Origin of the sequence: Rhodococcus sp. IEGM1339, assembly GCF_050321925.1 — a bacterium.
Taxonomy (GTDB): Bacteria; Actinomycetota; Actinomycetes; order Mycobacteriales; family Mycobacteriaceae; genus Rhodococcus; species Rhodococcus pyridinivorans.
The window spans coordinates 1-26081 of the sequence record NZ_JBNQFT010000023.1; the positions used below are offsets into that span (position 1 = coordinate 1).

At 67.3% G+C, this 26081-nt stretch carries 26 protein-coding genes and 1 pseudogene; 19 read left to right on the forward strand and 8 right to left on the reverse strand.

The features are described from left to right. Positions 1-664: 664 nt before the first annotated feature. Complete coding sequence (locus tag ACQR3U_RS18530; RefSeq protein ID WP_230811147.1) at positions 665-1399, forward strand: nucleotidyltransferase domain-containing protein; 735 nt, start codon at positions 665-667, stop codon at positions 1397-1399. Between the two features lie 21 nt (positions 1400-1420). Here the strand turns inward: ACQR3U_RS18530 and ACQR3U_RS18535 are convergent, their stop codons facing one another. The 4 genes from ACQR3U_RS18535 to ACQR3U_RS18550 are packed head-to-tail and all read right to left on the reverse strand — an operon-like array spanning position 1421 to position 3856. Then, on the reverse strand, positions 1421-1678 hold the full coding sequence (locus ACQR3U_RS18535) for an Atu4866 domain-containing protein (protein WP_200359006.1): 258 nt from the start codon (positions 1676-1678) through the stop codon (positions 1421-1423). A 23-nt stretch (positions 1679-1701) separates the two neighbouring features. After that, the gene (locus ACQR3U_RS18540; protein WP_230811146.1) at positions 1702-2526 is read right to left on the reverse strand and encodes an amidohydrolase family protein; all 825 of its coding nucleotides are present in this window, start codon (positions 2524-2526) and stop codon (positions 1702-1704) included. A 21-nt stretch (positions 2527-2547) separates the two neighbouring features. Then, entirely contained in the window at positions 2548-3102 is a 555-nt protein-coding gene (locus tag ACQR3U_RS18545) for an amidohydrolase family protein (RefSeq protein WP_230811145.1), read from the reverse strand. 22 nt (positions 3103-3124) lie between these two features. Continuing rightward, the gene (locus ACQR3U_RS18550) at positions 3125-3856 is read right to left on the reverse strand and encodes an Atu4866 domain-containing protein (RefSeq protein WP_230811144.1); all 732 of its coding nucleotides are present in this window, start codon (positions 3854-3856) and stop codon (positions 3125-3127) included. Positions 3857-3997: 141 nt separating this feature from the next. Here ACQR3U_RS18550 and ACQR3U_RS18555 point away from each other — a divergent pair, with 141 nt between their 5' ends. Together ACQR3U_RS18555 and ACQR3U_RS18560 are read left to right on the forward strand one after the other, a co-directional pair. Beyond that, on the forward strand, positions 3998-4822 hold the full coding sequence (locus ACQR3U_RS18555) for a helix-turn-helix transcriptional regulator (protein WP_230811143.1): 825 nt from the start codon (positions 3998-4000) through the stop codon (positions 4820-4822). A gap of 80 nt (positions 4823-4902) precedes the next feature. Continuing rightward, positions 4903-5040: pseudogene (locus tag ACQR3U_RS18560) on the forward strand (nitroreductase/quinone reductase family protein); the annotation flags it as partial. Positions 5041-5196: 156 nt separating this feature from the next. On the opposite strand, the gene ACQR3U_RS18565 reads toward ACQR3U_RS18560, so the two are convergent. From ACQR3U_RS18565 to ACQR3U_RS18575, 3 genes are all read right to left on the reverse strand, one after another. Continuing rightward, the gene (locus ACQR3U_RS18565) at positions 5197-5856 is read right to left on the reverse strand and encodes a TerD family protein (RefSeq protein ID WP_006550708.1); all 660 of its coding nucleotides are present in this window, start codon (positions 5854-5856) and stop codon (positions 5197-5199) included. A gap of 121 nt (positions 5857-5977) precedes the next feature. Continuing rightward, positions 5978-7084, reverse strand: a complete 1107-nt coding sequence (locus ACQR3U_RS18570; RefSeq protein WP_033097514.1) for a DUF475 domain-containing protein — start codon at positions 7082-7084, stop codon at positions 5978-5980. 104 nt (positions 7085-7188) lie between these two features. Continuing rightward, positions 7189-7764, reverse strand: a complete 576-nt coding sequence (locus tag ACQR3U_RS18575) for a TerD family protein (protein ID WP_006550710.1) — start codon at positions 7762-7764, stop codon at positions 7189-7191. Between the two features lie 292 nt (positions 7765-8056). On the opposite strand from ACQR3U_RS18575, the gene ACQR3U_RS18580 reads away from it, so the two are divergent. The 7 genes from ACQR3U_RS18580 to ACQR3U_RS18610 all read left to right on the forward strand — a co-directional run bounded on the left by ACQR3U_RS18580 (position 8057) and on the right by ACQR3U_RS18610 (position 16353). After that, the gene (locus tag ACQR3U_RS18580; RefSeq protein WP_230811150.1) at positions 8057-9178 is read left to right on the forward strand and encodes a hypothetical protein; all 1122 of its coding nucleotides are present in this window, start codon (positions 8057-8059) and stop codon (positions 9176-9178) included. Between the two features lie 29 nt (positions 9179-9207). Next, the gene (locus ACQR3U_RS18585; RefSeq protein ID WP_006550712.1) at positions 9208-10365 is read left to right on the forward strand and encodes an HpcH/HpaI aldolase/citrate lyase family protein; all 1158 of its coding nucleotides are present in this window, start codon (positions 9208-9210) and stop codon (positions 10363-10365) included. Further along, complete coding sequence (locus tag ACQR3U_RS18590; protein ID WP_230811142.1) at positions 10362-11657, forward strand: phosphoribosyltransferase family protein; 1296 nt, start codon at positions 10362-10364, stop codon at positions 11655-11657. Before ACQR3U_RS18585 ends, ACQR3U_RS18590 begins: the two co-directional genes overlap by 4 nt. Next, complete coding sequence (locus ACQR3U_RS18595; RefSeq protein WP_006550714.1) at positions 11654-12760, forward strand: cysteine protease StiP family protein; 1107 nt, start codon at positions 11654-11656, stop codon at positions 12758-12760. The genes ACQR3U_RS18590 and ACQR3U_RS18595 overlap by 4 nt, the downstream gene beginning before the upstream one ends. Positions 12761-12825: 65 nt before the next feature. Beyond that, positions 12826-13602: an HAD family hydrolase gene (locus tag ACQR3U_RS18600; RefSeq protein ID WP_230811149.1), complete on the forward strand. Its 777-nt coding sequence runs from the start codon at positions 12826-12828 to the stop codon at positions 13600-13602. Between the two features lie 42 nt (positions 13603-13644). Continuing rightward, a complete protein-coding gene (locus ACQR3U_RS18605; protein WP_230811141.1) occupies positions 13645-14862 on the forward strand; it encodes a TerD family protein in 1218 nt (405 codons plus the stop codon). A 3-nt stretch (positions 14863-14865) separates the two neighbouring features. Then, a complete protein-coding gene (locus tag ACQR3U_RS18610; protein ID WP_230811140.1) occupies positions 14866-16353 on the forward strand; it encodes a TerD family protein in 1488 nt (495 codons plus the stop codon). A 21-nt stretch (positions 16354-16374) separates the two neighbouring features. Here ACQR3U_RS18610 and ACQR3U_RS18615 read toward each other — a convergent pair whose 3' ends face one another. Beyond that, positions 16375-16899 carry a pyridoxamine 5'-phosphate oxidase family protein gene (locus ACQR3U_RS18615; RefSeq protein ID WP_033097520.1) on the reverse strand — a complete coding sequence of 175 codons (525 nt, stop codon included), beginning with the start codon at positions 16897-16899 and terminating at the stop codon, positions 16375-16377. 172 nt (positions 16900-17071) lie between these two features. On the opposite strand from ACQR3U_RS18615, the gene ACQR3U_RS18620 reads away from it, so the two are divergent. The 9 genes from ACQR3U_RS18620 to ACQR3U_RS18660 all read left to right on the forward strand — a co-directional run bounded on the left by ACQR3U_RS18620 (position 17072) and on the right by ACQR3U_RS18660 (position 26020). Continuing rightward, positions 17072-18199 carry a DUF418 domain-containing protein gene (locus tag ACQR3U_RS18620; protein ID WP_372477701.1) on the forward strand — a complete coding sequence of 376 codons (1128 nt, stop codon included), beginning with the start codon at positions 17072-17074 and terminating at the stop codon, positions 18197-18199. 125 nt (positions 18200-18324) lie between these two features. Continuing rightward, positions 18325-18648, forward strand: coding sequence for a putative quinol monooxygenase (locus ACQR3U_RS18625; protein ID WP_006550720.1), 324 nt, complete (start codon positions 18325-18327; stop codon positions 18646-18648). Between the two features lie 198 nt (positions 18649-18846). Further along, entirely contained in the window at positions 18847-20412 is a 1566-nt protein-coding gene (locus ACQR3U_RS18630) for a long-chain-fatty-acid--CoA ligase (RefSeq protein ID WP_230811139.1), read from the forward strand. Then, complete coding sequence (locus ACQR3U_RS18635; RefSeq protein WP_230811138.1) at positions 20409-21473, forward strand: MBL fold metallo-hydrolase; 1065 nt, start codon at positions 20409-20411, stop codon at positions 21471-21473. Before ACQR3U_RS18630 ends, ACQR3U_RS18635 begins: the two co-directional genes overlap by 4 nt. A 1-nt stretch (position 21474) precedes the next feature. Further along, positions 21475-22236, forward strand: coding sequence for a crotonase/enoyl-CoA hydratase family protein (locus ACQR3U_RS18640; RefSeq protein ID WP_230811137.1), 762 nt, complete (start codon positions 21475-21477; stop codon positions 22234-22236). Between the two features lie 2 nt (positions 22237-22238). Next, positions 22239-23033, forward strand: a complete 795-nt coding sequence (locus tag ACQR3U_RS18645; RefSeq protein WP_019290613.1) for an enoyl-CoA hydratase/isomerase family protein — start codon at positions 22239-22241, stop codon at positions 23031-23033. Between the two features lie 44 nt (positions 23034-23077). Beyond that, positions 23078-23947 carry a LysR family transcriptional regulator gene (locus tag ACQR3U_RS18650; protein ID WP_006550724.1) on the forward strand — a complete coding sequence of 290 codons (870 nt, stop codon included), beginning with the start codon at positions 23078-23080 and terminating at the stop codon, positions 23945-23947. Between the two features lie 4 nt (positions 23948-23951). Next, complete coding sequence (locus tag ACQR3U_RS18655) at positions 23952-24863, forward strand: LysR family transcriptional regulator (protein WP_064060036.1); 912 nt, start codon at positions 23952-23954, stop codon at positions 24861-24863. Between the two features lie 56 nt (positions 24864-24919). After that, a complete protein-coding gene (locus ACQR3U_RS18660; RefSeq protein WP_230811136.1) occupies positions 24920-26020 on the forward strand; it encodes a class I SAM-dependent methyltransferase in 1101 nt (366 codons plus the stop codon). The last annotated feature ends 61 nt before the right edge of the window (positions 26021-26081 follow it).

The window sequence follows — 26081 nt, forward strand, 5'->3', positions numbered from 1 at the left end:
GCGGAACTCTTTCGGATAGGGCTTGGGCACGGGGTCCATCCTTCCAGCAGTGCCTCACGGCACCACAGTTCAGATGTCACCTATCCGTGCAGCAGTCCCCTTCAGCCCCATCCGAACCGATCGGGCCACATCAGATACACCAAGTCATAGCCTTATGATTAAACCGATTTTCCCACAATAGTTTTCGGCACACGTGCCCTGTCATTCCTTACCAAAGCGTGCGACCGAGATCAGACTGTCGATGTACTGTGCCAGATACCAAGAACTTGTTGTGTCAACCAGTAATTTGGTCGCCTCTCGGTTGCGGATCGAGGCGCTTCGGTGGCATGCTCGCGCGGCCTGTCGACACGAACCACGGTTACCGGGGTAATCCACGATCCATGGCGGTAATGAGCCGATGGAGTCTGCATACCGGTGGTGAGGTCGAGCACGGGCCGTGGATCGATCACATCGCTTCCGACCTGGCCTGCACAGGTCTGCGGACGTGGGCCATCACGGAGGAGACCGGAAAGCTCAGTGACCATACTTGGGTGGCCTGCATCGTGCGCCTCACTACGTAGAGGCATGCATCGTGTGCACGGCACGGTGTGCCGCGCATGATGGGGTGGTGCCGAATATCGATGTAGAGCCATACCTCGAAGCCGTCGTGGACACTGCCCGGGAGGTGCTCGGTGCGGAGTTCGTCGGGGCGTACGCGGCCGGGTCGCTCGCCCTGAACGCCTTCCATCCCGGCCGCAGCGACATCGACATCGCCCTGCTCTGCCGCGACCCCCTGAGCGAAACGATGAAGCGGGAGTTGATCGCTCGGCTGCAGCACAGCGCCCTGCCATGTCCGGCCCGTGGCCTGGAACTGGTGGTCTACACCATGGCTACGGCGCAGTCGGGCACCGGAGAACCGGGCTTCGAGCTCGAGTTGAACGACGGGCCGGACATGGCCTTCCGGCAGACACTTCAGCCCACAGACCGCCCGGCAGCCGACGGGACGTTCTGGTACGGACTGGACCGCAGCATCCTGCACCAGAGCGGCCCGGTGTTGGCGGGACCGCCGGCCCCGGAGACATTCGCCGCGCTGGCACCGGAGGAACTACAGAGCCTATTGGTCGACTCGCTGCGCTGGTGGATGGCGCTGCCCGGCCCAGCCGATGACCGGCCCGCACCCGGAGCCGACGACGCGGTCCTCGGAGCCTGTCGCGCGCTGGTTCGACATCGCTACGGGAAGTGGCTGTCCAAAATCGATGCCGGCCGACGGTTACTCGGGACCGGCTACCAGCCGGTCGAGGCGATCGAACAGTCCATCGCAGCACGCTCCGGTGAGCTTCCGCCTTCAGGTCGGCAAGCACGGACTTTTCAGGAAGGCGTGCTGCACGAGCTCCTGACTGCGACCGAACGGCCCGCATGACCATCGTCCGGATCGGCACTCCTATTGCCGCGCTCTCAGGTGCCGATACATGACCATTCCCGCGTGGTACAGCACGTCGTCGCGGAACTCACCGTCGGCGGAAAAGCCGGCGTCGTCACGGTAGTAGATCATCGTTCCTTCGATCCGGTAGTCACCGGTGTAGGCAGCTTCCCGGCTGCCGCGGGCCTCGACGTATCGCCCCTCCGGCAGGAGACGCTGGCGGATGTTACCGTCGGCGGTCGCCCACAGTCCGACGAACGGGTGCTCGGCTTGTTTCATGTCCTTCACTTCCCTGGAGGTCGTCACAGTGTCGCCGCCACCCGCCCGATGATGGCGTTGCGGGAACGGATCACGGCCTCGCGTAGGGCGTCGATGTCCTCGTCGACCAGCGAACCCGCCCACTTGCGCGGGTTGCCGGCGACGAGGACGGTGTCGATGTTGCGTGCGTCGGAGCCGAGCACGAGGGTGCCGACGGCGTCGTTGAGCGGCATGTTGTTGATGTCGTCGGCGCGGACGATGAGCAGGTCGGCCTCCTTGCCCGGTGTCAGCGAACCGGTGACGTGCCCGAGCGCGTTGGCCTGCGCGCCTCGCAGGGTGGCGAAGTCGAGGACGTCGCGGGTGGTGATCCGGTTGCGGGTCTCCTCCGTTCCGTATGCAGCATTGGTGGCGCGCATGCGTTGGATGGCAGGCAGGGTCCGCATCTGGGTGAACATGTCGCTCGCGAGCGCGACCTCCACGTCGATGCTCAGACCCGGCCGGATCCCGACGGCGAGAGCCTCGTCCACAGCGGGCACCGCCGATTCGAGGCCGATCTGGGCGTCGGAGGTCGGGGCGAGGGAAACCGTGACACCGGCATCCCCCATCGCCGTCCACGCCTCGGGGGTCAGGCCGGTCGCGTGGATCAAGGTGCGGGTCGGATCGAGGATCCCCATCCGTGCCCAGCGCAGGATCGCCTCCGACGACGGTATCCCGAAAACCGCGTCGATGCTCGTCCACACACCGAGATCACGTGCGAAAGCAGCGAGTTCGGGCCCGTAGGCGATCGCAGGTCCGGCGATCTCGTCGGTCGCCAGGGCGGCCAGCCGCACCGTGACGAGACCGTCTGCGGCGCCGTGGAAGTCGCTCACCAACCGGTTCATATCCTTGGGTCATTGACGATCCCACTCACCGAAGTGAGGACCCATCGAGGCATGCATGCCCCGAATTCCGGTGTCGATGAGCGCATTCAGTGCAGCATCGGAGTGCGCGGAAGTGCGGGAGTTGTGCGAGAAGTCGAGCATGGTGGTGATGCCCGAGTCGAGCGCGGTCAGCGCGGCGAGACGGGTACCGATGTACATGTCCTCCGGTGCGTAGTTCGGGGCGACGCCGGCCAGGGTCGACATGACATATTCGCCGAGGTCGGAAACGTCGGGAATGCTCCGGCGCAGTTGCGCTTCCCAGGCGTGACGGTGGGTGTCGACGAAACCGGGGCCGACGATCGCACCGCGGGTGTCGACCACGAGTGCCGAGGCTGCTGCGGCACCGCGCCCGGGATCGGAGCGTAGGTCGGCGCCGATCGCGATGATCTGCGGGCCGACGAGCAGGACGTCGCCGGCGTCGAGGTCCGGGATCGAGGGGTCCATGGTGACGACGGCGCCACCGGTCAGCAGGATCGGACGGTCGCTGTCGTGGGCCGCGGTGAAATCGGCGAGAGTTGTCTTCATTGTGGTGGCTTTCCGATGAGTGTCAGGCGCGGCGGAAGGTGTAACCGGCGTGCTGCAGGGTGCCGTCGACGAATTCGCCGAAGGCCCAGAATCCGAGGTCGTCGCGGTAGTCGATGCGGTCGCCGGTGATCCGATAGGAGCCCTGATATGCATGCGGGCGTCCACCGCGGGTCTCGTCGTAGCGACCGTCCGCGGTCAGGTGCTGGTGCACGAAATCCGTTTCGTCGATCCAAGTTCCGAGATGACGGTCCGATGCCATGTCCGTGGCGGTCGGGGTCTCCGTCGGGTCGTCGGCGTGGACCGATCGACCGCCCCAGAGGGTTATCTCACCGTCGACGACGACCGTGTGCGCGGCGTCGGCATCATCGATGAATCGTTGCAGCACATCTGTTTCCGAGTCGTCGCGAGAAACGGGCAGGATTGCGAAGGTTGCCGGATTGCCGGGTGCAAGCGCGGATGGTGACCGGAAGGAAGTCGGACGCAATCCACGGAGCCGGATGACGTCGACGATTGCGGGCACGATGACGCACCCGGCGCAATCGATGACGATGGCACCGTCGTCGTCGGCAGCGGTCAACAGGCCGGGGCCGATACCGACCACACGAGCGCCACCGAGCAGGACGTCGCCGCGGTCGAAATCGCCGATCAGGGCGTCGCCGGTGATGATCCGGGCATTGCCGAACAGGAGCGGACGATGCCCGCCGGCGTTCTCGCGGATGAGTTCGAACAATTCGGGAGTGAAGGGGATGGTCATGTGTACTCCAGATGAGGATCGGGGTGCCGGGAGATCCGGCGAGTTCCACTGTCGGGGCGGATGGGCGGCCGGAACAGGCCGGTGTGTGCCTGGGTGCACCAGGGCCTGTCTGTACCGCATCCGGGGAGCTAGCGTCGTCTCATGGTCTCCACCGAACTCGGAACCTTCCTCAAGGCGCGACGCGGACACGTGCAGCCGTGGGATGTCGGTATCACGGCGCAGTCGGGGCGGCGGGTCTCCGGTCTGCGTCGCGAGGAAGTTGCCATGCTCGCCGGTGTCAGCGTCGACTACTACACGCGACTCGAACAGGGTCGCGAACGGAACCCGTCTCCGGCGGTTCTCAACGCCCTCGCCGGCGCACTGGCTCTCGACACCGACCTGCGCGAGCACCTGTTCCGTCTCGCCGGACTGGCTCCGACACCGCCCACTCCGGTGCGGAAGACCGTGGACGATTCACTGCGGGAGCTTCTCTCATCCTGGTCGCACACACCCGCGCTCATCATCGACCGCCGGTTGGATGTTCTCGCGTACAACGAGCTCGCCGGTGCGCTCTACAGCGGCTTCGAGCGCATCGACAATCTCGTGCGCATGACCTTCCTCGATCCCTTCGGGCGCCGCTTCTTCACCGATTGGGAGCGCGCCACGACGTCGTGCGTCGCGAATCTCCGGCTCGCTCTGGGCCACACCGGCTCGGTCGACGACGTTCGTGCCCTCGTTCTCGAGGTGCACGATGCGAGCGCGGAGTTCCGCGAACTGTGGAATCGGCACGATGTGCGGGGCAAAAAGCACGAGGCCAAGGAGTTCCGGCATCCTGCCGTCGGCGATCTCGTCCTCGAATACAACGCATTCGACGTTCGCAGCGCACCTGGACATCAGTTGATCGTGTACCGGGCCTCTGCCGGCTCGCCCAGTGACGACAAACTTCGGCTATTGGGATCCTTGGCGGCGACCACCGACCGCTCGTGATTCCTCGTTCCGGACCCCGTGGTCCTCTACATGATTACGGTGGTTCGTAGCCGACTGCAGTAGCCAGGAGGATTTCTCCCATGAGTTCGTCCGACGACTGGAATGCGCAGGTGATCGCCGAGTTCCGGGCCAACGGAGGCCGGGTCGGCGGCAACTTCGAGGGTGCGCCCATGGCGCTCGTGCATCATCGTGGCCGCAAGACCGGTCGAGCAGAGGTCGAGGAGAAGACGCGCGGGAAACGCACCATTCCGGTCCTCGCTCTCCGACGACGCTGACCTGCTTGCACCCCTGGAACCACCGAGATCCCGCCGACATGCGCCGGCGGGATCTCCCGTGACCGGCCCACCAGGCCGGAAAGAATTTCGCACTAGGGGCTACTTACGCCCCGCCTGCCACTGCATGCCCCACCCGAACGCGCGGTCGAGGTCGGACTGGCTGCCGTCGATGTACTGCACGAGACGCTCGACGGTGATGCCCTGCCCGGTGTTCTGCAGCATCGCGATCGCGCAGATGCGCGCGCCGTTGTTCGGCGAGTCCAGGCGCACCTCGATCTGCGGACCCGACGGCGGGGTCAGCGTCACGACGCCGTCCACGGCAGCCCAGTTCGGCGCTCCTTCGTAGATCATCGCGAAGATCAGCACACGCTTGAACAGTTCGGGGCGCTCGAGGTTGACGTGCATGTTCTCGCCGCCGGTGTTCGAGCCGGTGCGGTCGTCGCCGTCGAGGTGGATGTACGGCGGGGTGTTCAGCGCGCCGAAGCTGTTCCCGAGCGCCTGAATGACTCCCTTGGAACCATCGGCGAGTTCGAACAGGCAGCCGAGGTCGAGGTCCACGCCGCCGCTCGCGCCCGTGAGCTTCGCGAGGAAGCCCTTCTTCTGCTCACCGCGCGACCAGTTGAGGTTCACCCGCGTGACGCCCTGCCCGGACCCGGCCTTCGACAGGCTCACGGTCGGGGATTCCTTGGTGAGGTTGATCTTGCTCAGGTTGACGCCGCCTGCGTTCTGTTCGGGCTTCTTGTTGTAGTCGATGGCCATGTCGAGCCTTTCGTCGGAGTGCTGCGCGGATGCGCACGGGGTACGGAAAAGCGATGGGAGCCCCCGATCCGAGATGTCGGATCGAGGGCTCCCATCGGCATGTGGTTCGAACTGTCGAGGATCAGGGGATGCTGGTCTTCACAGCATCTTCGCCTTCTCTCGCCGCGATCTTGCGGTTGCGGTAGATGCTCGAGGCGAATGCCGCACCGATCAGGGCGACACCGACGAGGCCGGTGATGACCTCCGGCACGTGGGTGCCGATCGAGTACAGCAGGATCAGTGCCAGCGCACCGATGGCCCAGTGAGCACCGTGCTCGAGGTACACGTAGTCGGACAGCGTGCCCTTGCGCACCAGGAAGATGGTGATCGAGCGGACGAACATCGCGCCGATGAAGCCGAGGCCCAGGGCGATGATGATCGGGTCGGACGTGATGGCGAAGGCTCCGATGACACCGTCGAACGAGAACGACGCGTCGAGCACCTCGAGGTAGAGGAACAGGAAGAAGCCGGCCTTACCGGTGGCCTTCGCGAGGCCGCTCGGTCCGCCGCTGGGCTCTTCGCCTTCCTCGGGGATGTGGAACATCTCGCCGAGTCCGTTGACCGCGATGTAGGTGATCATGCCGAGCGCGCCGGCGATCATGACGGTCGAGACCTTGTCCTCGGGTGCGATCACGGTGGCCGTGATGAGCAGCAGCGCGGTGGCGACGACGACCTCGAGCTGCTCGAGCTTGCCGGCCTTCGCGAGGGGACGCTCGAGCCATTCGAGCCACTTGATCTCGCGATCTTCGAGGATGAAGTGCAGGAAGAGCATCAGCAGGAACATGCCGCCGAACGCCGCGATCTGCGGATGCGCATCGGTGATCAGGGTCTCGTAGCTGGGGCTGCCGTCCGGGAAGTAGGCGGCTCCGTCCGGCGGCGGATTCAACGCGAGGTCGAGTGCCGCGATGGGGCCGAGTCCGGACGCCACCCACACGATCGCGAGGGGGAACACCAGACGCATACCGAAGACGGCGATGAGGATGCCGACGGTGAGGAAGATCTTCTGCCAGAACTCGCTCATCCGCCGCAGCACGGTCGCGTTGATGACCGCGTTGTCGAACGACAGCGAGACCTCGAGGATGCCGAGGATCACGCAGAGGAACAGAGCCTGCGGGCCGCCGTAGAGGAAGGCGACCACGAGGGAGACGACGGTGACCGCGAAGGATGCACCGAATATTCGCAGAACCACGAAGCGTGGCCTTTCTAATCGGAATCAGGGCGTTGCAGGGTGGTTACTGCACGTCGGCTCCGGCTTCGGTACTGCGACCGAAGCCGGAACCCGGAAGAAACGAACTAGACGTTGACGCCGTAGTCGCGGGCGATACCCGCGAGACCGGACGCGTAGCCCTGGCCGATGGCGCGGAACTTCCACTCCGCACCGTTGCGGTACAGCTCGCCGAAGACCATGGCGGTCTCGGTCGAGGCGTCCTCGGACAGGTCGTAACGAGCGAGTTCGTTGCCGTTCGCGCGGTCGACGACGCGGATGTAAGCGTTGCGGACCTGGCCGAACGACTGGCTGCGGGAATCGGCATCGTAGATCGAGACCGGGAAGAAGATGCTCTCGATGTTCGCCGGGGTAGCGGCGAGGTCGACGTTGATGACCTCGTCGTCGCCTTCGCCCTCACCCGTGCGGTTGTCACCGGCGTGCTCGATGGCACCGTCGGGCGACTTGAGGTTGTTGAAGAAGACGAAGTGCTGGTCGGAGACGACCTTCTTGTCGGCCCCGGTAGCGATGGCACTGGCATCGAGGTCGAAGTCGGTGCCGGTGGTGGTGCGAACGTCCCAGCCCAGGCCGACGGCCACTGCCGTCAGGTTCGGAGCTTCCTTGGTGAGGGAGACGTTTCCGCCCTTGGTCAAGCTGACGCCCATGCGGGGTCCTTTCGATCGTTCCAACGGTCGACGTACCGGTATAGGGCACGCCCGGTGTGCGTTTCTCCCCACACTAGTTGTTGCCGTGGGGTACGCCCATATCCACTATGCCCGGTCCCGCGCCTCACTTCGTGACCCGCACGAACCACAGTTCCGACCGGCGGAAAGGTGACAGATCGGCCCGGTGGACGTGCGCCCAGTACCATTCGGTTCTGTGGCGAGCCGATGGACGCGCCGCCTGTTCGGCGGGGGAAACACGGAAGATCCCGCGGCTCGTCGTGCACACGATGCGATGGTCGCGGCGTTCCTCGACATGGACAAGCGCCAGTCCGTCATCGAGGCCGGTGTGGCCGCGTCCTACGAGCTCGAACCCGAACGGCACCTGCTCCGTCAGTGGGATCCCATCCGTCAGGCGTGTTATCGCGCCGGTGAGACGTATCTTCAACTGGCAGTGACGGATCCGGAACAACCGCTCGCACCTGCTCCGGCCTACGAGCAGGCACTGCGGCAGATAACCGAAGCAACACGAACACTTGATGAATTCTTCGGAAACAACCGGGGACACCTCGAGCACATGACGACCGTGGCGAACACGGTGCCCGAGCTGGCACACCGGATGCGTACCGAAGCGCGCAACACCCTCGCCGCGACGCAGACCCCGGATTTTGCTTCCTTTGCGAACTATCCGTCGGTCCGATCCGCCACCGAAACGCTCGAGAAGGCCCTGAACAGCCTCGATGCAACGCACAGCGTGGGCGCGACCCGCACAGCGGCCCTCCGAGTCGAAGAGGCGACCACTGCTCTGCTCGACGCCCTCGCCGCAGCACCGGGGCGCCGCGACGAAGCCGTTCGCACCCTCGCCTCGGTCACCACCAGGATCGGAGCGGTCCGGACCCGTGCGGAAGGTCTCGCCCCGGCCTTCTCCGCGCTGTTGCGCGAGTTCAATGCGGCCAGCTCCGCCGACCTGTCCGGGAACGAGAAACAGGCCGCAGAACTGCTCGCTCGCGCCGAGGACCAGCTCGGACGCGCACGGGCGGCGGCGAAGGACGGCCGCCCCGAGGAAGCGCTCGAGCTGGTCGCGGCGATCCGCGCCGAGCTGTCACGCGCCGAGGAACTCGTCGACGCCGTGACCGCACGACTCGCCACGCTGCGCTCCGTCCGGCAGAATCCGGGGGCCAAGGTCGACGAGGTACGGTTCCACCTCCGTGACGCACAACACCTGGCCGTGCAACGCGGTCTCACCGCAGAATGGGGTTCCGTTCTCGACTCGCAGTTGAGCCGGATCGACAGGGCCGTCGACGCACTCACCGGTGTGCACCCCGACTACTGGGCCTACGTCAGAGATTTGGATGCGGTGTCTACCTTCATCGCAGGAGTGGTCGATCGGATGAGAGGACGGACCGAGAACGCATGAGGGGGGCCACGCTTACCGAAGTGCGCGCCATGCAGCACTTTCGGCATCTCGACGGCGCGACGATGGAGGAGTTGTTCCTGCACCGTCCCGAGCCGTTCGGGCACAGCGACGATCGCGACCGCCTGGCGACCGCTCTCGGCGCCACGCTCTACGTACCCGCGACGCGCGGAGATCTCGTCACGACCATCTCGAAACGTGCGGCCGAGGGTGTGACGTCGATGGTGCTCGACCTCGAGGACGCCGTCGCCGACGACGAGGTCGAGCAGGGCCTGCAGAACGCCGTCGCGACACTCGATGCGCTCGCCGAACGCGGACCGACGCCGATGATGTTGTTCGTCCGTGTCCGCACCGCCGACGGTGTCGGGCGGATCGCGTCTATGCTCGGCGCCGGCAAGGCCGTGCTGACCGGATTCGTGGTGCCCAAGTTCACCGCACACACCGGCCCCGTCTTCCTCGAGGCGGTGGCCGCGGCGTCGGACCTCCTCGGCCGTCACCTCTACGCGATGCCCGTCATCGAGTCGGCCGAGGTCGTCCACCGCGAGACCCGCGACGGCGAATTGCGTGCGATCTCGAGCATCCTCGCCGAACATCGCCACCGCATCCTCGCCGTCCGGATCGGCGCGACCGACATGTGCGCGACCTTCGGTATCCGGCGCGACCGCGACCTGACGATCTACGACGTCCGGGTCGTCGTCGACGTGATCGCCGACATCGTCAACCACCTCGGGCGAACCGACGGAACGGGTTTCGTCATCACCGGGCCCGTCTGGGAGTACTTTGCCGACCACGAACGCATGTTCCGACCGATGCTGCGCTCGACACCCTTCGAGGAACAGGATGCCGTGCTGTTCCGTCAGCAGCTCGTCAGCCGCGACCTCGACGGTCTGCTGCGCGAGATCGCCCTCGACCGCGCCAACGGCATCCAGGGCAAGACCGTCATCCATCCGTCGCATGTCGCTGCGGTGCATGCCCTGTCGGCCGTGACCCACGAGGAGTTCCACGATGCGACCGACATCCTCGATCGCGACACCGGTGGTGTGCAGGCCTCGGGATACGGGAACAAGATGAACGAACGACGACCCCACCGTACGTGGGCCGAGCAGACCCTGTTGCGCGCGTCGGTGTTCGGTGTCACCCGCAAGGGGATCACCTTCGTCGACCTGCTGACGGCGTTGGTGGACCGATGACCGATACTCTCGACATCCCCTGGGCCACCGCAGAGCTCGGTTTCGCTCTCGAACATGCGGAGTCGTCATGTGGCTTCACGGTTCCCGAGCTCGTCAGGCCCGGGCTGCGACGCAATCCACGACGTGCGCACCTGCTCGTCTCCACGGTTCTCGGCAAGCACATCCCCACCGAACCGGCCGCGGTGCGCGGCGCCGGTGACCGGCTCGGCCGGCTCGTCACCGACCTCCTCGGCGATGCGGCATCCGACGCCGTCGTCATGGGATTCGCCGAGACCGCAACGGGTCTCGGTCACTGCGTGGCCGACGCCCTCGACGCCGCATGCTGTCTGCATTCGACGCGACGCCAGGTTCCCGGAGCGGAGGTGCTCACCGGATTCGAGGAGGGGCACTCGCACGCGACCTTCCACCTGCTGCAGCCGACCTCCGGCGCACTGTTCGCCAACGCCGCGCCGCTCGTGCTCGTCGACGACGAGATCTCCACGGGAGCAACGGCCCTCGACGCCATCCGCGCGCTGCACCGCGATCATCCGCGTAATCGTTACGTCCTCGCCTCCCTCGTCGACATGCGGTCGGAACAGGATCGCCGCCGGACGGCAGAGGTCGCCGCGGAACTCGGCACGAGCATCGAGCACGTGAGCCTGGCCGCCGGACGATCCGTCGTCCCCGACGATCTCGTCGCGCGGGTCGCGGCGTTACCCGACCCTCTCCTCAATCCGGTGGGGGAGCAACGCGGCGACGTCCGGTTCCTCCACGCGGCGTGGCCGTCCCATGTGCCCGACGGCGGGCGGCACGGGATGTTGCGCACCGACGCGGCGGCCTTCGACGCGGCTCTGTCGACGCTCGCCGACACGATCGCGGACGTACGCGACGCCCGGCGACCCGCCGTCGTCGTCGGACACGAGGAATTGATGTATCTGCCGCTGCGACTCGCCGAGGCACTCGTCGACCGCGGCACTCCCGCACTGTTCCAGACCACGACCCGCTCCCCCGTCCACGTGATGGACGTCGACGGATATCCGCTGCGCCGCGGATTCCGTTTCACCGCACCCGAACACATCGACAGCGAGTTCGAGAACGAGGTGCCGCGCTTCCTCTACAACGCGCAGTGGCCTACGTCCACCGAAGTCCGCGCCGAGCTGATCCTCGTCATCGATTCGCCCGCCGACACCGACCGCCTGCGCGCACCGGGAGGTGTTCTCGACGTGCTCACTGCTGCCGGTGAGGACGTCCTCGTCGTGATCGTGCCCGCCACCGATCCGACGGTGCTGCGCACCCACAGGGAGACCGTATGACCGTGCCACTGACCGGACCCGAGTTCGGCTCCTACGCGCCCGACGAGGTGACGTGGCTGCTCAAGGATCTCTCCCACGCCGACCTCGAGGGCGACATCGCCGAACGGGAGGCGCGGATCCAGGCGGGTCTCGCGCACTACGCGGAGTCCCTGCCGATCGAGTACCAACCCGACGCCGCCTACCGCGAACTGTTCGACAAGGCACTGGCCGGCACTGCGGGCCGGTTGGCGCACGCGGTGGGCACGGTCACCGAACTGCTTCTCTCCGAACGCGGAACCGACCTGACCCTCGTGTCGCTCGCGCGGGCGGGCACCCCGATCGGCATCCTGATCCGTCGATGGGCGCTGCACCACCACGGTCTGACGCTGCCGCACTACGCCGTGTCGATCGTCCGGGGTCGCGGCATCGACTCCGCCGCTCTCGACCACATCACCGCGCGGCACGCTCCCGCGTCGGTCGTCTTCGTCGACGGCTGGACGGGCAAAGGCGCGATCGCGCGTGAACTGTCCGCTGCGCTCGCCGAATACACCGCGCGAGGCGGTCCCGTCCTGTCCGACGATCTCGCGGTACTCGCCGACCCCGGCCACTGCGTCCGCACCTACGGCACGCGCGACGACTTTCTCATCGCCTCCGCCTGCCTGAACTCCACCGTCTCCGGACTGGTCTCACGAACGGTCCTCAACGACAGCCTGATCGGCCCCGGGGAGTTCCACGGCGCCAAGTTCTACGCCGAGTTGGCCGCGGACGACGTGTCGAATCATCTGCTGGACGCCGTCGCCGCGGAGTTCGACACGTGCGGCGACGTCGCATCGGCCGCGCAGGCAGTGCTCGAATCCGACCGCACCCCCACCTGGGCCGGCTGGGAGTCCGTCGAGCGGGTACGGGCGCAGTACGGCATCTCGAGCGTCAACTTCGTCAAACCCGGTGTCGGAGAGACCACCCGCGTGCTGTTGCGCCGCGTTCCCTGGAAGGTTCTGGTGCGCGACATCACCGCCGACGAGCACGCCCATATCCGGATGCTCGCGGCCGCTCGCGACGTTCCCGTCGAGGAGGTTCCCGACCTGGCCTACTCCTGCATGGGACTGATCAAGGACCTGCCGTGACCAGCACTGCGACCGCACTGGTCGCCACCGATCTCGACCGCACCCTCATCTATTCGCGCGCCGCGATGACCGGCGACCAGTTCGACACGCAAGATCTACTCTGTGTCGAGCACTACGAGAGCGCGCCGCTGTCGTACGTCACCGACATTGCTGCGCAACAGCTTCGGACGCTCGCCGGCGAGGTCGCGATGGTGCCGACGACCACGCGCACACCCGAACAGTTCCGCCGCATCGACCTCCCCGGCGGTCCGTGGCGTTATGCAATCGCGAGCAACGGTGGGTCGATCCTCGAGGACGGGCATCTCGACCCGCACTGGCGCAGGACCGTGGAAGCAGCGGTACGCGCGGGGGGTGCGAGCCTCGACGAGATGACGACCGAACTGCGCCGCCGAATCTCCGAGGACTGGGTGTCGAAGTTCCGCATCGCCGACGAGTTGTTCTGCTACCTCGTCGTCGACGTCGCAGCGCAACCGGCGGGATTTCTCGACGACTGGCACGAGTGGTGTTCGACGCGCGGCTGGAACGCGTCGCAGCAGGGCCGGAAGATCTACACGATGCCGAACAGCGTGTGCAAGAGCCGCGCGGTGGCAGAGGTGCACCGCCGGCTCCGAGACCGCGGGGTGCTTACCTACGACGCCCCGGTCTTCGCCGCGGGTGACGGTGCGCTCGATGCGGAGATGCTGAAGGCCGCCGACGCCGCGATCCGGCCTCGCCACGGCGAACTCGAACTGATGGACTGGCGCCACCCGACCGTCTCGGTGACCGACGCCACGGGCGTCACTGCCGGGGAGGAGATCCTCGCCTGGTTCGCCCGATCCGCTCGTCTTCCGGTCACTTCGTAGAGTAGAAGGTGCCCGGTCACCGACACAGTGAGGACACATCTCTTGCCGACTCCGCTCTCCAAGGGTCAGAACGGACCGCTCACCGCGTCCGACGTCGTCGTCTCGCTCGAGCTGACCACGCCCGCCGATCTGTCCGCACTGCTCGTCAAGGCCGACGGCAAGGTGCGCTCCGACGCCGACTTCGTGTTCTTCAACCAGCCCACCGGGCCGGGTGTGCGTCTCGTATCCGGCGCGCCCGGGCAGGCGGCCTCGCTCGCCGTGTCGCTCGCGCAGGTTCCCGCCGACATCGATCAGGTGCGCGCCGTGATCACCCTCGACGACGCGTCGAGTAGCTTCGGCCGGTTCGCACCGCCCACCGCGCGCGTGTCCGACAGTGCGGGAACGGTGTTGTACGAGTATCGGATCGACGGACTGAGCACCGAGTCCATCGTGATCGCGCTGGAGTTGTACCGGCGCCAGGGCGCGTGGAAGGTCCGCGCCGTGGGCCAGGGATATGCGGGCGGTTTCGCGGCGTTGGTGACCGATCACGGGGTCAGCGTCGACGACGCACCCGCCCAGCCTGCTGCCGCGCCTCAGCCCGTCGCTCCCACGCCCGCTCCGGCCCCGCCCGTGCAGCAGACACCGCCTCCGGCACAGCAGACACCTCCGGCACAGCCTGCGGAGGTCAGCCTCACGAAGAACCGCCCGGTAAGCCTGGTGAAGGGCCAGAAGGTCACCCTCCGCAAGGACGGCGGCGTCGCGCTGACCTTCGTGCGCATGGGGCTCGGCTGGGATCCAGTGGAGAAGCGTGGCCTGTTCGGCAACCGTTCCGCCGACATCGACCTCGACGCCTCGGCCGTGATGTTCGCCGACAACCAGATCGCCGACGTCGTGTACTACGGCCAGCTGCAGTCGAAGGACGGCTCGGTCCAGCACCAGGGCGACAACCTCACCGGTGCCGGTGAGGGCGACGACGAGGTGATGCTCGTCGACCTCACGCGGGTCCCCGCCCATGTCACGACGGTGATGTTCATCGTGACCTCCTACAAGGGCCACACCTTCGAGCAGGTGCAGAACGCGTTCTGCCGTCTCGTCGACGGCACGATCGACACCGAGCTGGCCCGCTACACGCTGCAGGGCGGCATGCCGTTCACGGGCATGGTCATGGCGAAGGTCTACCGCCAGGGCAGCGAATGGAAGCTGCAGGCCATCGGCGAGGGCATGCAGGCGAAGCATCCCGGTGAGGCCGCGCCGCAACTGGGCCGGTTCCTGGCCGTCTGACCGGTGGGCGAACTCTTCACAGCGGGGCGCAACGCCCCGCTGCCGACCCGCACGGCCCGTTTCACGGCGACCGCATCCGTCCCTCTGGACGTGTGCGCGTTCGTCGTGGACGACGGCCTGCAGGTGGCGTCCTCCGACGACGTCGTGTTCTACAACCAACCGACGACGGCGGGCGTTCGGCTCGAGGGCAAGGTGATCGTCGTCGACGTCGACGCGGTCCGTCCCGGCGCACGCGTGCTGTGTGCGGTCGGCTGCGAGCGACCCGCAGCGGTGTCGACCTCGCTGTGCGACGCGGCGGGCACCGTCCTCGCGTCGTTTCACGTGGAACCGGCGGTCGGTACCGAGACGGCGCTGCTGTGCTGGGAGATCTACCGTCGTCACGACGAATGGAAGATCCGCGCCCTCGGCCAGGGATACGCCGGTGGACTCGCCAAGATGTTCACCGCGCACGGGGTGGAGGTCGAGTCACCCTCCGACGCGGAGAAGGTGGCCGCTCCCGGGCCCGGCCCGGTCATCGGCCTCTCACCTCTCGAGGTGCTGTGGCAGATCTTCGAGGACGCCGCCCGATCGGCCGCCGCGTACACGTCGAGCGCGGAGTTCGCCCAGCACCGTTTCGACGACGAACTCTCGACAGCGGTGGTCGATCCCGCCCGGCGCATGGAGCCCGAGGCCGACCGTGCCCGGGCGCGTGCGCAGCAGCGCTACGACGAGCTCGTCGGTGTCGCCGAGGCCCGCTACCGCGACGACAGCGCGGTGCTCGCCGCCGAACTGCTCACCGTCGACGCGACGTTGCCGCCCGCACTCGCATCCTGGATCTCCCCGGCCTGGATGCACGTGCACCTGCCGAGCGACGGCGTGCGGGTGGGTGAGGTGACGGCGCCCGATCTGGGTCCGCTGCGCATCCCCCTGTGCCTGCCGGCACCGCTCACGCGACCGTTGTGGATCGACGGCGACCCCGCCGACCTCGGTCCCGTCGTGTCGTCCGTGGTCGTGCGGCTGCTCACGGCCCGGCCCGACACCCTGCTGCACCTCGTCGATCCCGGGCGGACGCTGCCCGCACTCGAACCCCTCACCGCAGCCCGACTTGCCGGACCGCCCGTCCACGACCGGTCGCGGGTCCCCGCCAGACTCCGGGGGCTGGCCGACGCGGCGGACCTCGACGCGCTCGCCCGGCAGGTCGACGCGGAGACCGCCTCACCCGTGTTGCTGGTCCTCGCCGGGTTCCCCTACGGCTACGACCACGACGACCTGCTCGAGATCGTCCGGATCGCGCGTACCAGCAGTGCCGGCCGGGTCTCGGTCGTCCTCGCGGGTGATCCCCCGGACGATCGGGTCGCGGAGATCCTGTGGGACGAGGCGCAGAAGCTTCCCGTCGACGGGGAGCTGGCCGATCCGTGGACGGGAGGCCGATGGACGTTCGTCCCCGACAGCCTGCCCACCGAGACCGAGCATCTGCGCGGCGCGCTGGGTGGTAGTTCACTTCCGGACTGATCGTCCCCTCGCACAGAGGGATCAGCGCCGATCGACGAGTGTCGTGACATCGGGCGCGTACACGGTCATCCAGTGCGGGTTCAGGCGGTAGTAGACCACCTCCTCGCTCCAGTCGAACGCGTCCCCGCCGTAGAACGACTGAAGGTAGGCGAGCAGTTCGGGCCAGTCGTCGGCCGGCTCACCGCCGCGCGGGTTGAGAATCTCCACGTGGCCGTGTGTGAACACGCCGAGGTCCTCCCCGCGCATGTGCGCCGCGCTGGCCGCGGGACGCGCGGCGAGATGCCGGGCCTTGGCTGCAGTGGGGGCGGTGCCGAAGTACCACTTGCCGTGCAGGAAATGTCCGTCCACAGCACTGATGCGCGGTTCCCCGCCGGCGGTGACCGTCGCCAGCGAGAGGACGCACATGCCCGTGAGCACCTCGACGAGCTGCTCGGCCGTGAGGGTCCGCGACGCGTCGACGATCGACCTCAGGTGGGATGTGGACCGGGACAGCGACGTGTCGAGGAGCACCTGGAGGTCGGCGAGCTCGGTGGGGGTTTCGTGCATGGCTCCATGTTCACATCACCGAGGCTCACGGGACCCGACAGTTCCTGCTCTGTTCTCCTCGCCGATGTCTGCTCTCGGGGAGATCACCGAACGCGGGTCACCCGCATGGAGGACCCGTCATCCCCCGGTCGGCCGACGCGCGCCGACCCCGCCGCATCGCATGGTGAGGATCATGACGGTCACCGGTTCGACGACGCGACAGCAACGTATCCTCGCCCTCGACGTGGCCCGGGGGATCGCCATCCTCGGCACCTTCGCCGCCAATGTCTGGATCTTCACCGACCCCGCCGGGATCGTCGGATATCTCGCCTCGATCGGCACCGATCCGTGGCCGCAGCGCATCCTCATGCAACTCGCGCAGGGAAAGTTCCTCGGGTTGCTCACCCTGATGTTCGGGATCGGCCTGGCCGTGCAAGCGGCGTCCGCTCAGCGAGCGGGGCGGCCGTGGCCCGGCGGTTACCGGGTACGCGCCGCCCTGCTCTTCGTCGACGGGGTCGTGCACTACCTGCTCGTCGCCGAGTTCGACATCCTCATGGGGTATGCGCTGACGTCCATGCTCGTGTGCGGGCTCGTGATCTCCTCCCGTCGTGTGCGGCTGTGGGTCGCGGGTACGGCCGTCGCTGTTCACGCGCTGGCCGTGACCGCGCTCGTCGTGGCGCTCGCCAGTTCACCGCCGAATGCGGAGACCCCCGAGCTGACCACCGCCACCTGGTGGGACATGATCGTCTTCCGCGTGGACAACGCCGCTGCGTTCCGCGCCGAGGTGATCTTCGTGATCCCGATGACGGTCGCGCTGTTCCTGACCGGCGCCGCACTGTATTCCTCCGGGCTGTTCGACAGCAGAGGTGCGGTGCTGCGCCGGCGGCTGATGGTGGTCGGGGCGATCGCAGCACCGCTCGACCTCGCCGTGGGTCTGTTCGGCGGTGCCGCAGGTGTATTCGCAGCGCGCTACGGCATCGCCCCGTTCGTCGCGCTCGGCCTGCTGGCGTGGATCGCCCACTTCTACATCGGCAGGTCCACCACCGGCACGGTCGGCACCGCCTGTGAACGCATCGGGCGGACCGCGCTGAGTTGCTACATCCTGCAGAACATCGTCGCGTCGGTGCTCTGTTACGACTGGGGATTCGGTCTGGCGAAGACCGTGGACCCCGCCATGCGGGTCCCGTTCACGATCGCGGTGTACATCGCGGTGGGAGCGGTGATGGCCGTCGGATCCCGTTGGTGGCTCGGCCGATTCCGCCAGGGACCGGTCGAATGGGTGTGGCGGGTGTCCTACGAGCGGCTGACGGAACGTCGCTGACGTGTCGGGTTGCCTCGTGGGGGTCTGCCGCTCGGTCACGGATTCGACGCCCTCACCGGTGAGTACGGCGATATGTTCGACGAAGGGACGATCCGTCCCTCCAACATCTACCGACCGGAGGCAAGATGATCTTCATCGTGGTCCGTTTCAAGGTGAAGCCCGAGTACCAGGACAGCTGGCTCGAGACCACCGCGGAGTTCACCGAGGCGACTCGCAGCGAACCCGGGAACCTGTGGTTCGACTGGTCCCGCAGCGTGGACGATCCGTCCGAGTTCGTTCTCGTCGAGGCGTTCCGCGACGGGGACGCCGGATCCGAGCACGTGAAGTCCGATCACTTCCGCAGGGGGCTCGACGCAATGCGGCCGGCGCTGGTCGAGACCCCGCGCATCCTCAACACGGAGATTCCGGGCACCGAGTGGGGCCGGATGGGTGAACTGCAGATCGACTGATCGATCGCCTCGAGGCCGACGTCGTGTGCGAGACCCGTCGGGGATTTCGCACACGACGTCGGTCTCGATACGCGCCCATAGGTTTGCCCTAACGTTGCGTACGGCTGCAGGTCTTTGTGGCAGCAGTCACGATCGTGATCGACTGGAACGGCGTGGACGGCATGTCCGCGCGTCGGCCGTGTCGATCAGGAGCGTGATGTGAGCGAGTTGCACCTTCCCAACCGAATCCGGCAGCTGGCAGTCGAACATCCGGATCGTGCGGCGGTCAGCTCCGGCGGAACCACACTCACCTACTCCGAGTTCGACGCGCTCACCAACCGGGTCGCCTCGGCGCTCGCGACCGTTCCGGCGACGTCCGAGCGCATCGGCGCACTGCTGCGCATGGGCCTACCCGGCGCGTCCTCGTTCGTCGGCTGCGCCAAGGCCGGACTGGTCTTCACCCCGCTCAACTGGCGCCTGAACCCGGGCGAGATCGCCGACATCGCCGACGACGCGCAGCTCGACGTCCTGATCGTCGAGGACGAGTTCGCCGCATCGGCCCGCGCTGCCGCCACAGTCCTGCCCGCCGTACAGATCGTCGTGGTCGGCGACGCCTCCACCGTTCCCGGTGCACGGTCGTGGGACGACTTCGTCGCCTCCGGTGACGACATCGACCCCGGCTTCGGCGACGACCCGCGGACCGAGGTGCTGCAGCTCTACACCTCGGGCACCACAGGTCGACCCAAAGGTGTTGTGGCGACGCATCACAACCTGTTCAACGAACCGCAGAACTTCGCGCTGTACGAGTTCACCGAGGACTCGGTGTCCCTCGACGCGCTGCCCCTGTTCCACATCGCCGGCGCCGGCTGGATGAGCACGACCCTGTCGGCGGGATTGCACCTGGTGTTGCTCGGTGAGATGCGCCCGAACCTGGTGGCGGCCACCATCTCCGAGCACGGCATCACCCACGCATTCCTCGTGCCGTCGGTGATCAACATGCTCGTGGAGATGCCCGACCTGTCGGACTACGACCTGTCGGCGCTGCGTCTGGTCGCCTACGGCGCCTCTCCCATCACGCCCACGCAACTCGCCCGCGCCATGGACACCCTCGGCTGCCGCTTCGTGCAGCGTTACGGGATGACCGAGACGATGGGCTCCCTCACAGCGCTACGTGCCGAGGACCACGACCCGCACGGTCCGCGCTCCTACCTCCTACGTTCGGCCGGCACCGGGCTGCCGGGAATCGAGGTCCAGATCCGTGACCTCGCCACCGGCGAACCGCTCCCCCGCGGCGAAACCGGTGAGATCGTGAGCCGGTCGCGCAACAACACACAGGGTTACTGGCGACGCGAGGCCGAGAACGCCGCCCTGTTCACCGAGGACGGTTTTCTGCGCACCGGCGATGCCGGGCACATCGACGAGGACGGCTACCTGTTCGTCACCGACCGCGTGAAGGACATGATCATCTCCGGGGGTGAGAACGTCTACCCGATCGAGGTCGAATCGGTCATCTCCGAACATCCTTCCGTCGCCGAGGTCGCAGTGGTGGGAGTTCCGGACGACCGGTGGGGCGAGGCCGTGACCGCCGTCGTGCGGGTCGCACCCGGAGCCGAGACACCGACCGAGGCCGAACTCCTCGAGTTCACCGTCGAACGTCTGGCTTCCTACAAGAAGCCCCGGCACATCCACTTCGTCGACGAGTTGCCTCGCAACGCCAGCGGCAAGATCCTGAAGCGCACACTGCGCGACGAGTTCGCTCCTGCACGGGAAGGAACGACGTCATGATCGTCACCGAGGATCTCGGTACCGCCCAGCGTGAAGCGTGGGCGGCCGGCGTACTGCCACCGGTCGAAGAGGTGCGGCCAGGACTGTGGTCGATTCCGGTTCCGATGCCGAAGAACCCGCTGCGGTACGTGCTGTCCTATGCGCTCGCCTTCGACGACGGCCTCGCCCTGATCGACCTCGGTATGGACACCGAGGAGTCGTGGGACACTCTCGTGGCCGGTGTCGCCGCGACCGGCCATCACATCACCGAGGTGCGCTACGCGGCGATCACTCACCTGCATCCCGACCATTTCGGTCTGGCACCCCGGTTGAAGGAAACGACCGGCGCTGTGATCGCGATGCACGCCGCCGACGCCGCCGCCCTCGGGCACTTCACCCCGGAGGACGCCGCCGCCGACAAGGAAGCATGGCGCGTAGACCTCACCGGACTCGGCGCACCGCCCGAGGTCGTCGAGGCCGCCCGCTTCGAACTCGTCCGCTTCCCCCGAGGCGAGAGCGCGGATGTCGTTCTCGCTCATGGTGATCGACTCGATCTGCCCGGGTGGAACATCGAAGCGGTGTGGACGCCCGGCCACACGCCCGGTCACCTCGCCTTCGTCGACCGCGACCGCGACTTGCTGTTCAGCGGCGACCACATGCTCCCGCGCATCAGCCCCAACATCTCCTCCGGCCCCGGCGAACTGGGCGACCCGTTGCACCGCTACCTGCTGTCGCTGCATGCGACGACGGCTCTGCCGGACTGCGAGGTGCTGCCCGCCCACGAGTACCGGTTCCGCGGAGTCACCGAACGCGCACGCCAACTCATGGACCACCACGAGGTCCGTCTCGACGAGATCCGCGATGCCGTCGCGTCCAGGCCCGAGTCGACGGCGTGGGAGATCACGACCCGCGTCACGTGGTCGCGTCCTATCGATGTGATGGATCCCCGGCTGCAGCGACTCGCCGTCCGCGAAACCCAGGCCCATCTGCTCGTTCTCGCCGATAGAGGCGACATCCGTTCCGACGGTGGAACTCCCGCCCACTGGACTCTCTCCACTCCGACCCATACGAAGGAAAACTGACATGAGCGTTGTCCTCACCGAATTCGCCGACGGCGTCGCGGTGTTCACCCTCAACCGCCCCGAGGCCAAGAACGCCGTGAACCTGGAGGTCTCGGAGGCGTTGGCCGCGGCCATCGACGAGTTCGAGGCACGCCCCGACCTGACCATCGGCATCCTCACCGGTGCCGGCGGAACGTTCTGCTCCGGAATGGATCTGAAGGCGTTCGCACGCGGGGAGCGCCCGTCGATCCCCGGCCGCGGTTTCGGTGGCCTCACCGAGGCACCGCCGAGCAAGCCGCTCATCGCCGCAGTCGAGGGCTGGGCCCTGGCCGGTGGATGCGAGCTCGCCCTGTCCGCCGACCTGATCGTCGCGTCGCGCGAAGCGAAGTTCGGTATCCCCGAGGTCAAGCGCGGACTCGCGGCGGCGGCCGGCGGCCTGCTGCGCCTGCCGAAGATCCTCCCCTACCCGCTCGCGATGGAACTGGCCATCACCGGTGACCCACTCACCGCCGAGGTCGCCCACCAGCACGGCCTGGTCAACCGCGTCACCGAGCCCGGTGAAGCACTCACCGTGGCAAAGGAACTCGCCGCCCGCGTCGCGGCGAACGGCCCCCTCGCCGTCAAGGCCACCAAGCAGGTCGTCGCGATGGCCGCCAACTACACGGACCCCGACGCCTTCGTCGCGCAGCGCAAGTTCATCGACCCGGTCTTCGCGTCGGCCGACGCCAAGGAAGGCGCCCGGGCGTTCGCCGAGAAGCGCGCACCGGTCTGGAAGGGCGAGTAGGAATGTCGGATGTTCTGGTCGCGCAGGACGGCTCGGTCGCCACGATCACGCTGAGTCGACCGGAGCGCAAGAACGCGATGACGGTCGAGGCGTGGCGGTCGTTGCGTGAGACGTTCGGTGCGCTCCAGCACGACGATTCCGTCCGCGCCGTGATCCTCACCGGCGCCGGTGGTGACTTCTGCACCGGTGCCGACATGGAGCGGCGCGACTCCACCCATCCCCTCGACCGTATGCGGGAGATCAACGAGACGGCGCTCGCCGTCGCGGAGTTCTCGAAGCCGTTGATCGCGCAGGTCGAGGGGTATGCGGTGGGCGCGGGATGGAACATGGCGTTGCTGTGCGACGTGGTCGTCGCCTCCCGCACCGCGAAGTTCGGTCAGATCTTCGCGCGGCGCGGACTGTCGATCGACTTCGGCGGGTCGTGGATCCTGCCGCGCCTCGTGGGACTGCACCAGGCGAAGCGTCTGGTCATGCTCGCCGACATCGTGTGCGCCGAGGAAGCATACGACCTGGGCCTGGTGACCGAGCTCGTCGAGCCCGACGCCCTCGCCGGTCGCGCCGCCGAACTGGCCGCGCGGCTGGCCGCCGCCCCGCCGGTCGCGGTGAGCATGTCGGCGCGGATGCTCGAGCAGGGTTCGTCGCTCACGCTCCGCGAAGCACTCGAGAACGAGGCCCGCTCGCAGGCGATCAACCACGCCACCGACGCCCCCGATGCGATGCGTGCATTCGTCGACAAACGCGAGCCGTCGTTCACCGGCGGATGGCGGGTACCGCGCCCGGTAGACACCCCTTCCTGACGGTTGCGTCCGGGACGGTTCTGAGCGTCACCTACGATAATCGAGTGGACTTGCACCTCGTGACCTATTTCGTGGCGGTCGTCGACCACGGCGGGATCACGAAAGCTGCTCAGGCACTTTACATTTCGCAGCCGTCGTTGTCGCAGGCCATCCGCACCCTCGAACGCCGCCTCGACACGACCCTGTTCGACCGCACCGGCCGACGGCTCACCCTCACCGAGGACGGTCGTGTCCTCGAGGGCGCCGCACGCCGCATCCTGGCCGACGTCGAGCGGGCGAAACAGAAGGTCGCGGCGGTGCGCGATCTCCAGGCCGGTCGTGTCGAGATCGTCACCTTCGCGACGTTCTCGATCCACCCCGTCATCGAGTTCGTCCAGCGCTTCCGTCGGCGCTACCCCAACCTGACCGTGCGGGTGAACGACGCCGAAGGCCCTCCCGGAGTCCACGCGGCGCTGCGCCGCGGCGAGGCGGAGATCGGCATCACCGACCTGTCCGTCGATCACGCCGGCATGATCACCGTTCCGGTCCTCGAGCAGGAGATGGTGCTCGCCGTGCACCCCGACCTCGCCGCCGACGTGCCCGACCCCGTCACCCGGGCCCAGGTCCGCGACTTCCCGCTGGTCCTCGACCTCGGCTCCCGCGCGAGCGCCGCACGCACCGGTGAACTGCTCGGCGATCAGAACGTCGTCGTCGACTGCGCCAACCAGGCAGCCCTGTGGCAGTTCGTCGAGCGTGGCACCGCCGGGACGATCGTGCCGCGTCGCGTCGCCGAGAAGCAGATCCCCGGTGCGGTCGTCCGGCCCCTGGATCCACCGTTCCGGCGTCCCGTCGGATTGGTGATGCGACCCGGCGATCTGTCCCCCGCTGCCGCCGCATTCGTGGCGACCACCACCGGCACCCCCTGGGAAGCGTGACGACATGGAGTTCCGTCAGGTCGAATACTTCCTCGCCGTCGTGGAGAACGACGGCATCAACGGCGCGGCCGCCGAGCTCGGCGTCGCCCAGCCCACCGTCTCCCAGGCACTGCGCAGCCTCGAGCGCGAGCTGGGGGTGCAGCTGTTCCACCGCATCGGGCGCGGCATGGTGCTCACCGCGGCGGGCAAGGCACTGATCGGCCCGAGCCGGCAGATCCTCCGCGATGTGAACGCGGTCGAGGAGCTGCTCACCGTGTCGACGACCGAGGTGACGGGCCGACTGGATCTGATGGTCTTCCCCGCTCTCGCAACCGGCCCGATCGTCGACCTGGTCTCCGAGTTCCGCCGTCTCCATCCCAAAGTCACCGCGCGCCTCGGTGATCTGCGTGCGGAGGAGTTCACCGCGTCGGTCATCCACGACGGCTACTGCGAGTTCGTCGTCACCCATCTGCCCGTCGAGGACGAGGTGGGTCTCGAGATCATCGAGCTCGGACAGACCGAGTACTGGCTCGCCTATCCCCCCGGCACCGACCTGCCACCCGGGCCGCTGTCCTTGGCCGAGCTCCCCGACATCCCGATGGTGTTCGTGCCGCGCGGTGGTGGCTCCGTGAGCGACGCGATCGACTACGCAATGCGGCAGGCCGAGGTGCGCCGTCCCATCTCCGTGCTCACCGATCATCGCGAGGCCCGCCTGCCGATGGTGCTCGCCGGTCTGGGTGGGTCGTTCGTCGAACGGTCGCTCGCCGAGTCGGCGCAGGACGTCGCGGTGGTCCGTCCGTGCGAGCCGACCTTCGCGCAGTCGTACGGACTGGTGTTCGACCCGGCCTCGCTGTCGAAGGCCGGTCGCGCCTTCGTCGACTTCGTGCGGTCGTCCGAGGAGTCCGGCGCGGAGGAGCAACTCCCGACGGAACGGTGACATCCGGGGATCCGGGGGCGACGATGGTGGGGACGACATCCACTTCTCCTCGGGAGATGATCCGTATGTCCACCTCGACGCCTTCCTCCGTCCACCTCGATTCCGTCGACGCGTACGCGCAGCGCGTCCTCGATTCCGTCCTCGGCACCATGGACACCCTCACGATCCTGATCGGCGACCGTCTCGGCTGGTACCGAAGCCTCGCCGACGACGGACCTGCGACGGCCGGCGAACTGGCCGAACGCACCGGAACCCACCCGCGGTACACCCGCGAGTGGCTCGAGCAGCAGGCTCTGACCGGTCTGCTCGACGTCGACGACGGCGATCCCCCACGCTTCACGCTGTCTGCGGTCGGTCGCGAGGTACTCACCGATCCGCACAGCCTGGCGTACATGGCGCCGCTCGCCCGGATGATCGTCGGCGCGACGATGCAGCTTCCCGGTCTGCTCGAGGCGTACCGCAACGGTGGCGGCGTGAGTTGGAGCCAGTTCGGCCGCGACGTGTGCGAGTCGCAGGCCGACGCGAACAGGCCGCTGTTCGAGAAGGCGCTGCCCGATGCTCTGCGGTCGGTACCGGAGGTCGACCGGGTGCTCGGGCAGCCGGGCGCGCAGATCGCCGACATCGGCTGCGGCGGGGGATGGTCGACGATCACGATCGCGCGCACCTATCCGGATGCGAAGGTTCACGGCTTCGACATCGACGCCCCGTCGGTGGAGATGGCCCGGTCGAACCTCGCGGAGAATGCCGATGTGGCGCAACGCGTCACGTTCACGCAGTGCGACGCGTCCGAACTACCTGATGGAAACTTCCAGGCGGCCTTCGCATTCGAGTGCGTCCACGACATGCCCCGACCGGTCGAAGTGTTGGCTGCCGTACGGCGGTCGCTCGCACCCGGCGGGTTCATGATCGTCATGGACGAAGCGGTCGCCGACACCTTCACCGCGCCCGGCGACGACGTCGAACGGCTCATGTACGGCTACAGCCTCACCATCTGCCTCCCTGACGGTATGAGCCACACACCGAGCGCCGCGACGGGCACCGTCATGCGTCCCGCGACCCTGCGCCGCTATGCCCTCGATGCCGGTTTCACCGAGGTCGACGTGCTCCCCATCGAGGACTTCGGCTTCTTCCGCTTCTACCTCCTCCGCACCGAATAGCGTGGCCCGTCGAAAGTTCGGGGAGGTTGTGTTCGCGTTTCTCGAAAAACACGCACACAAC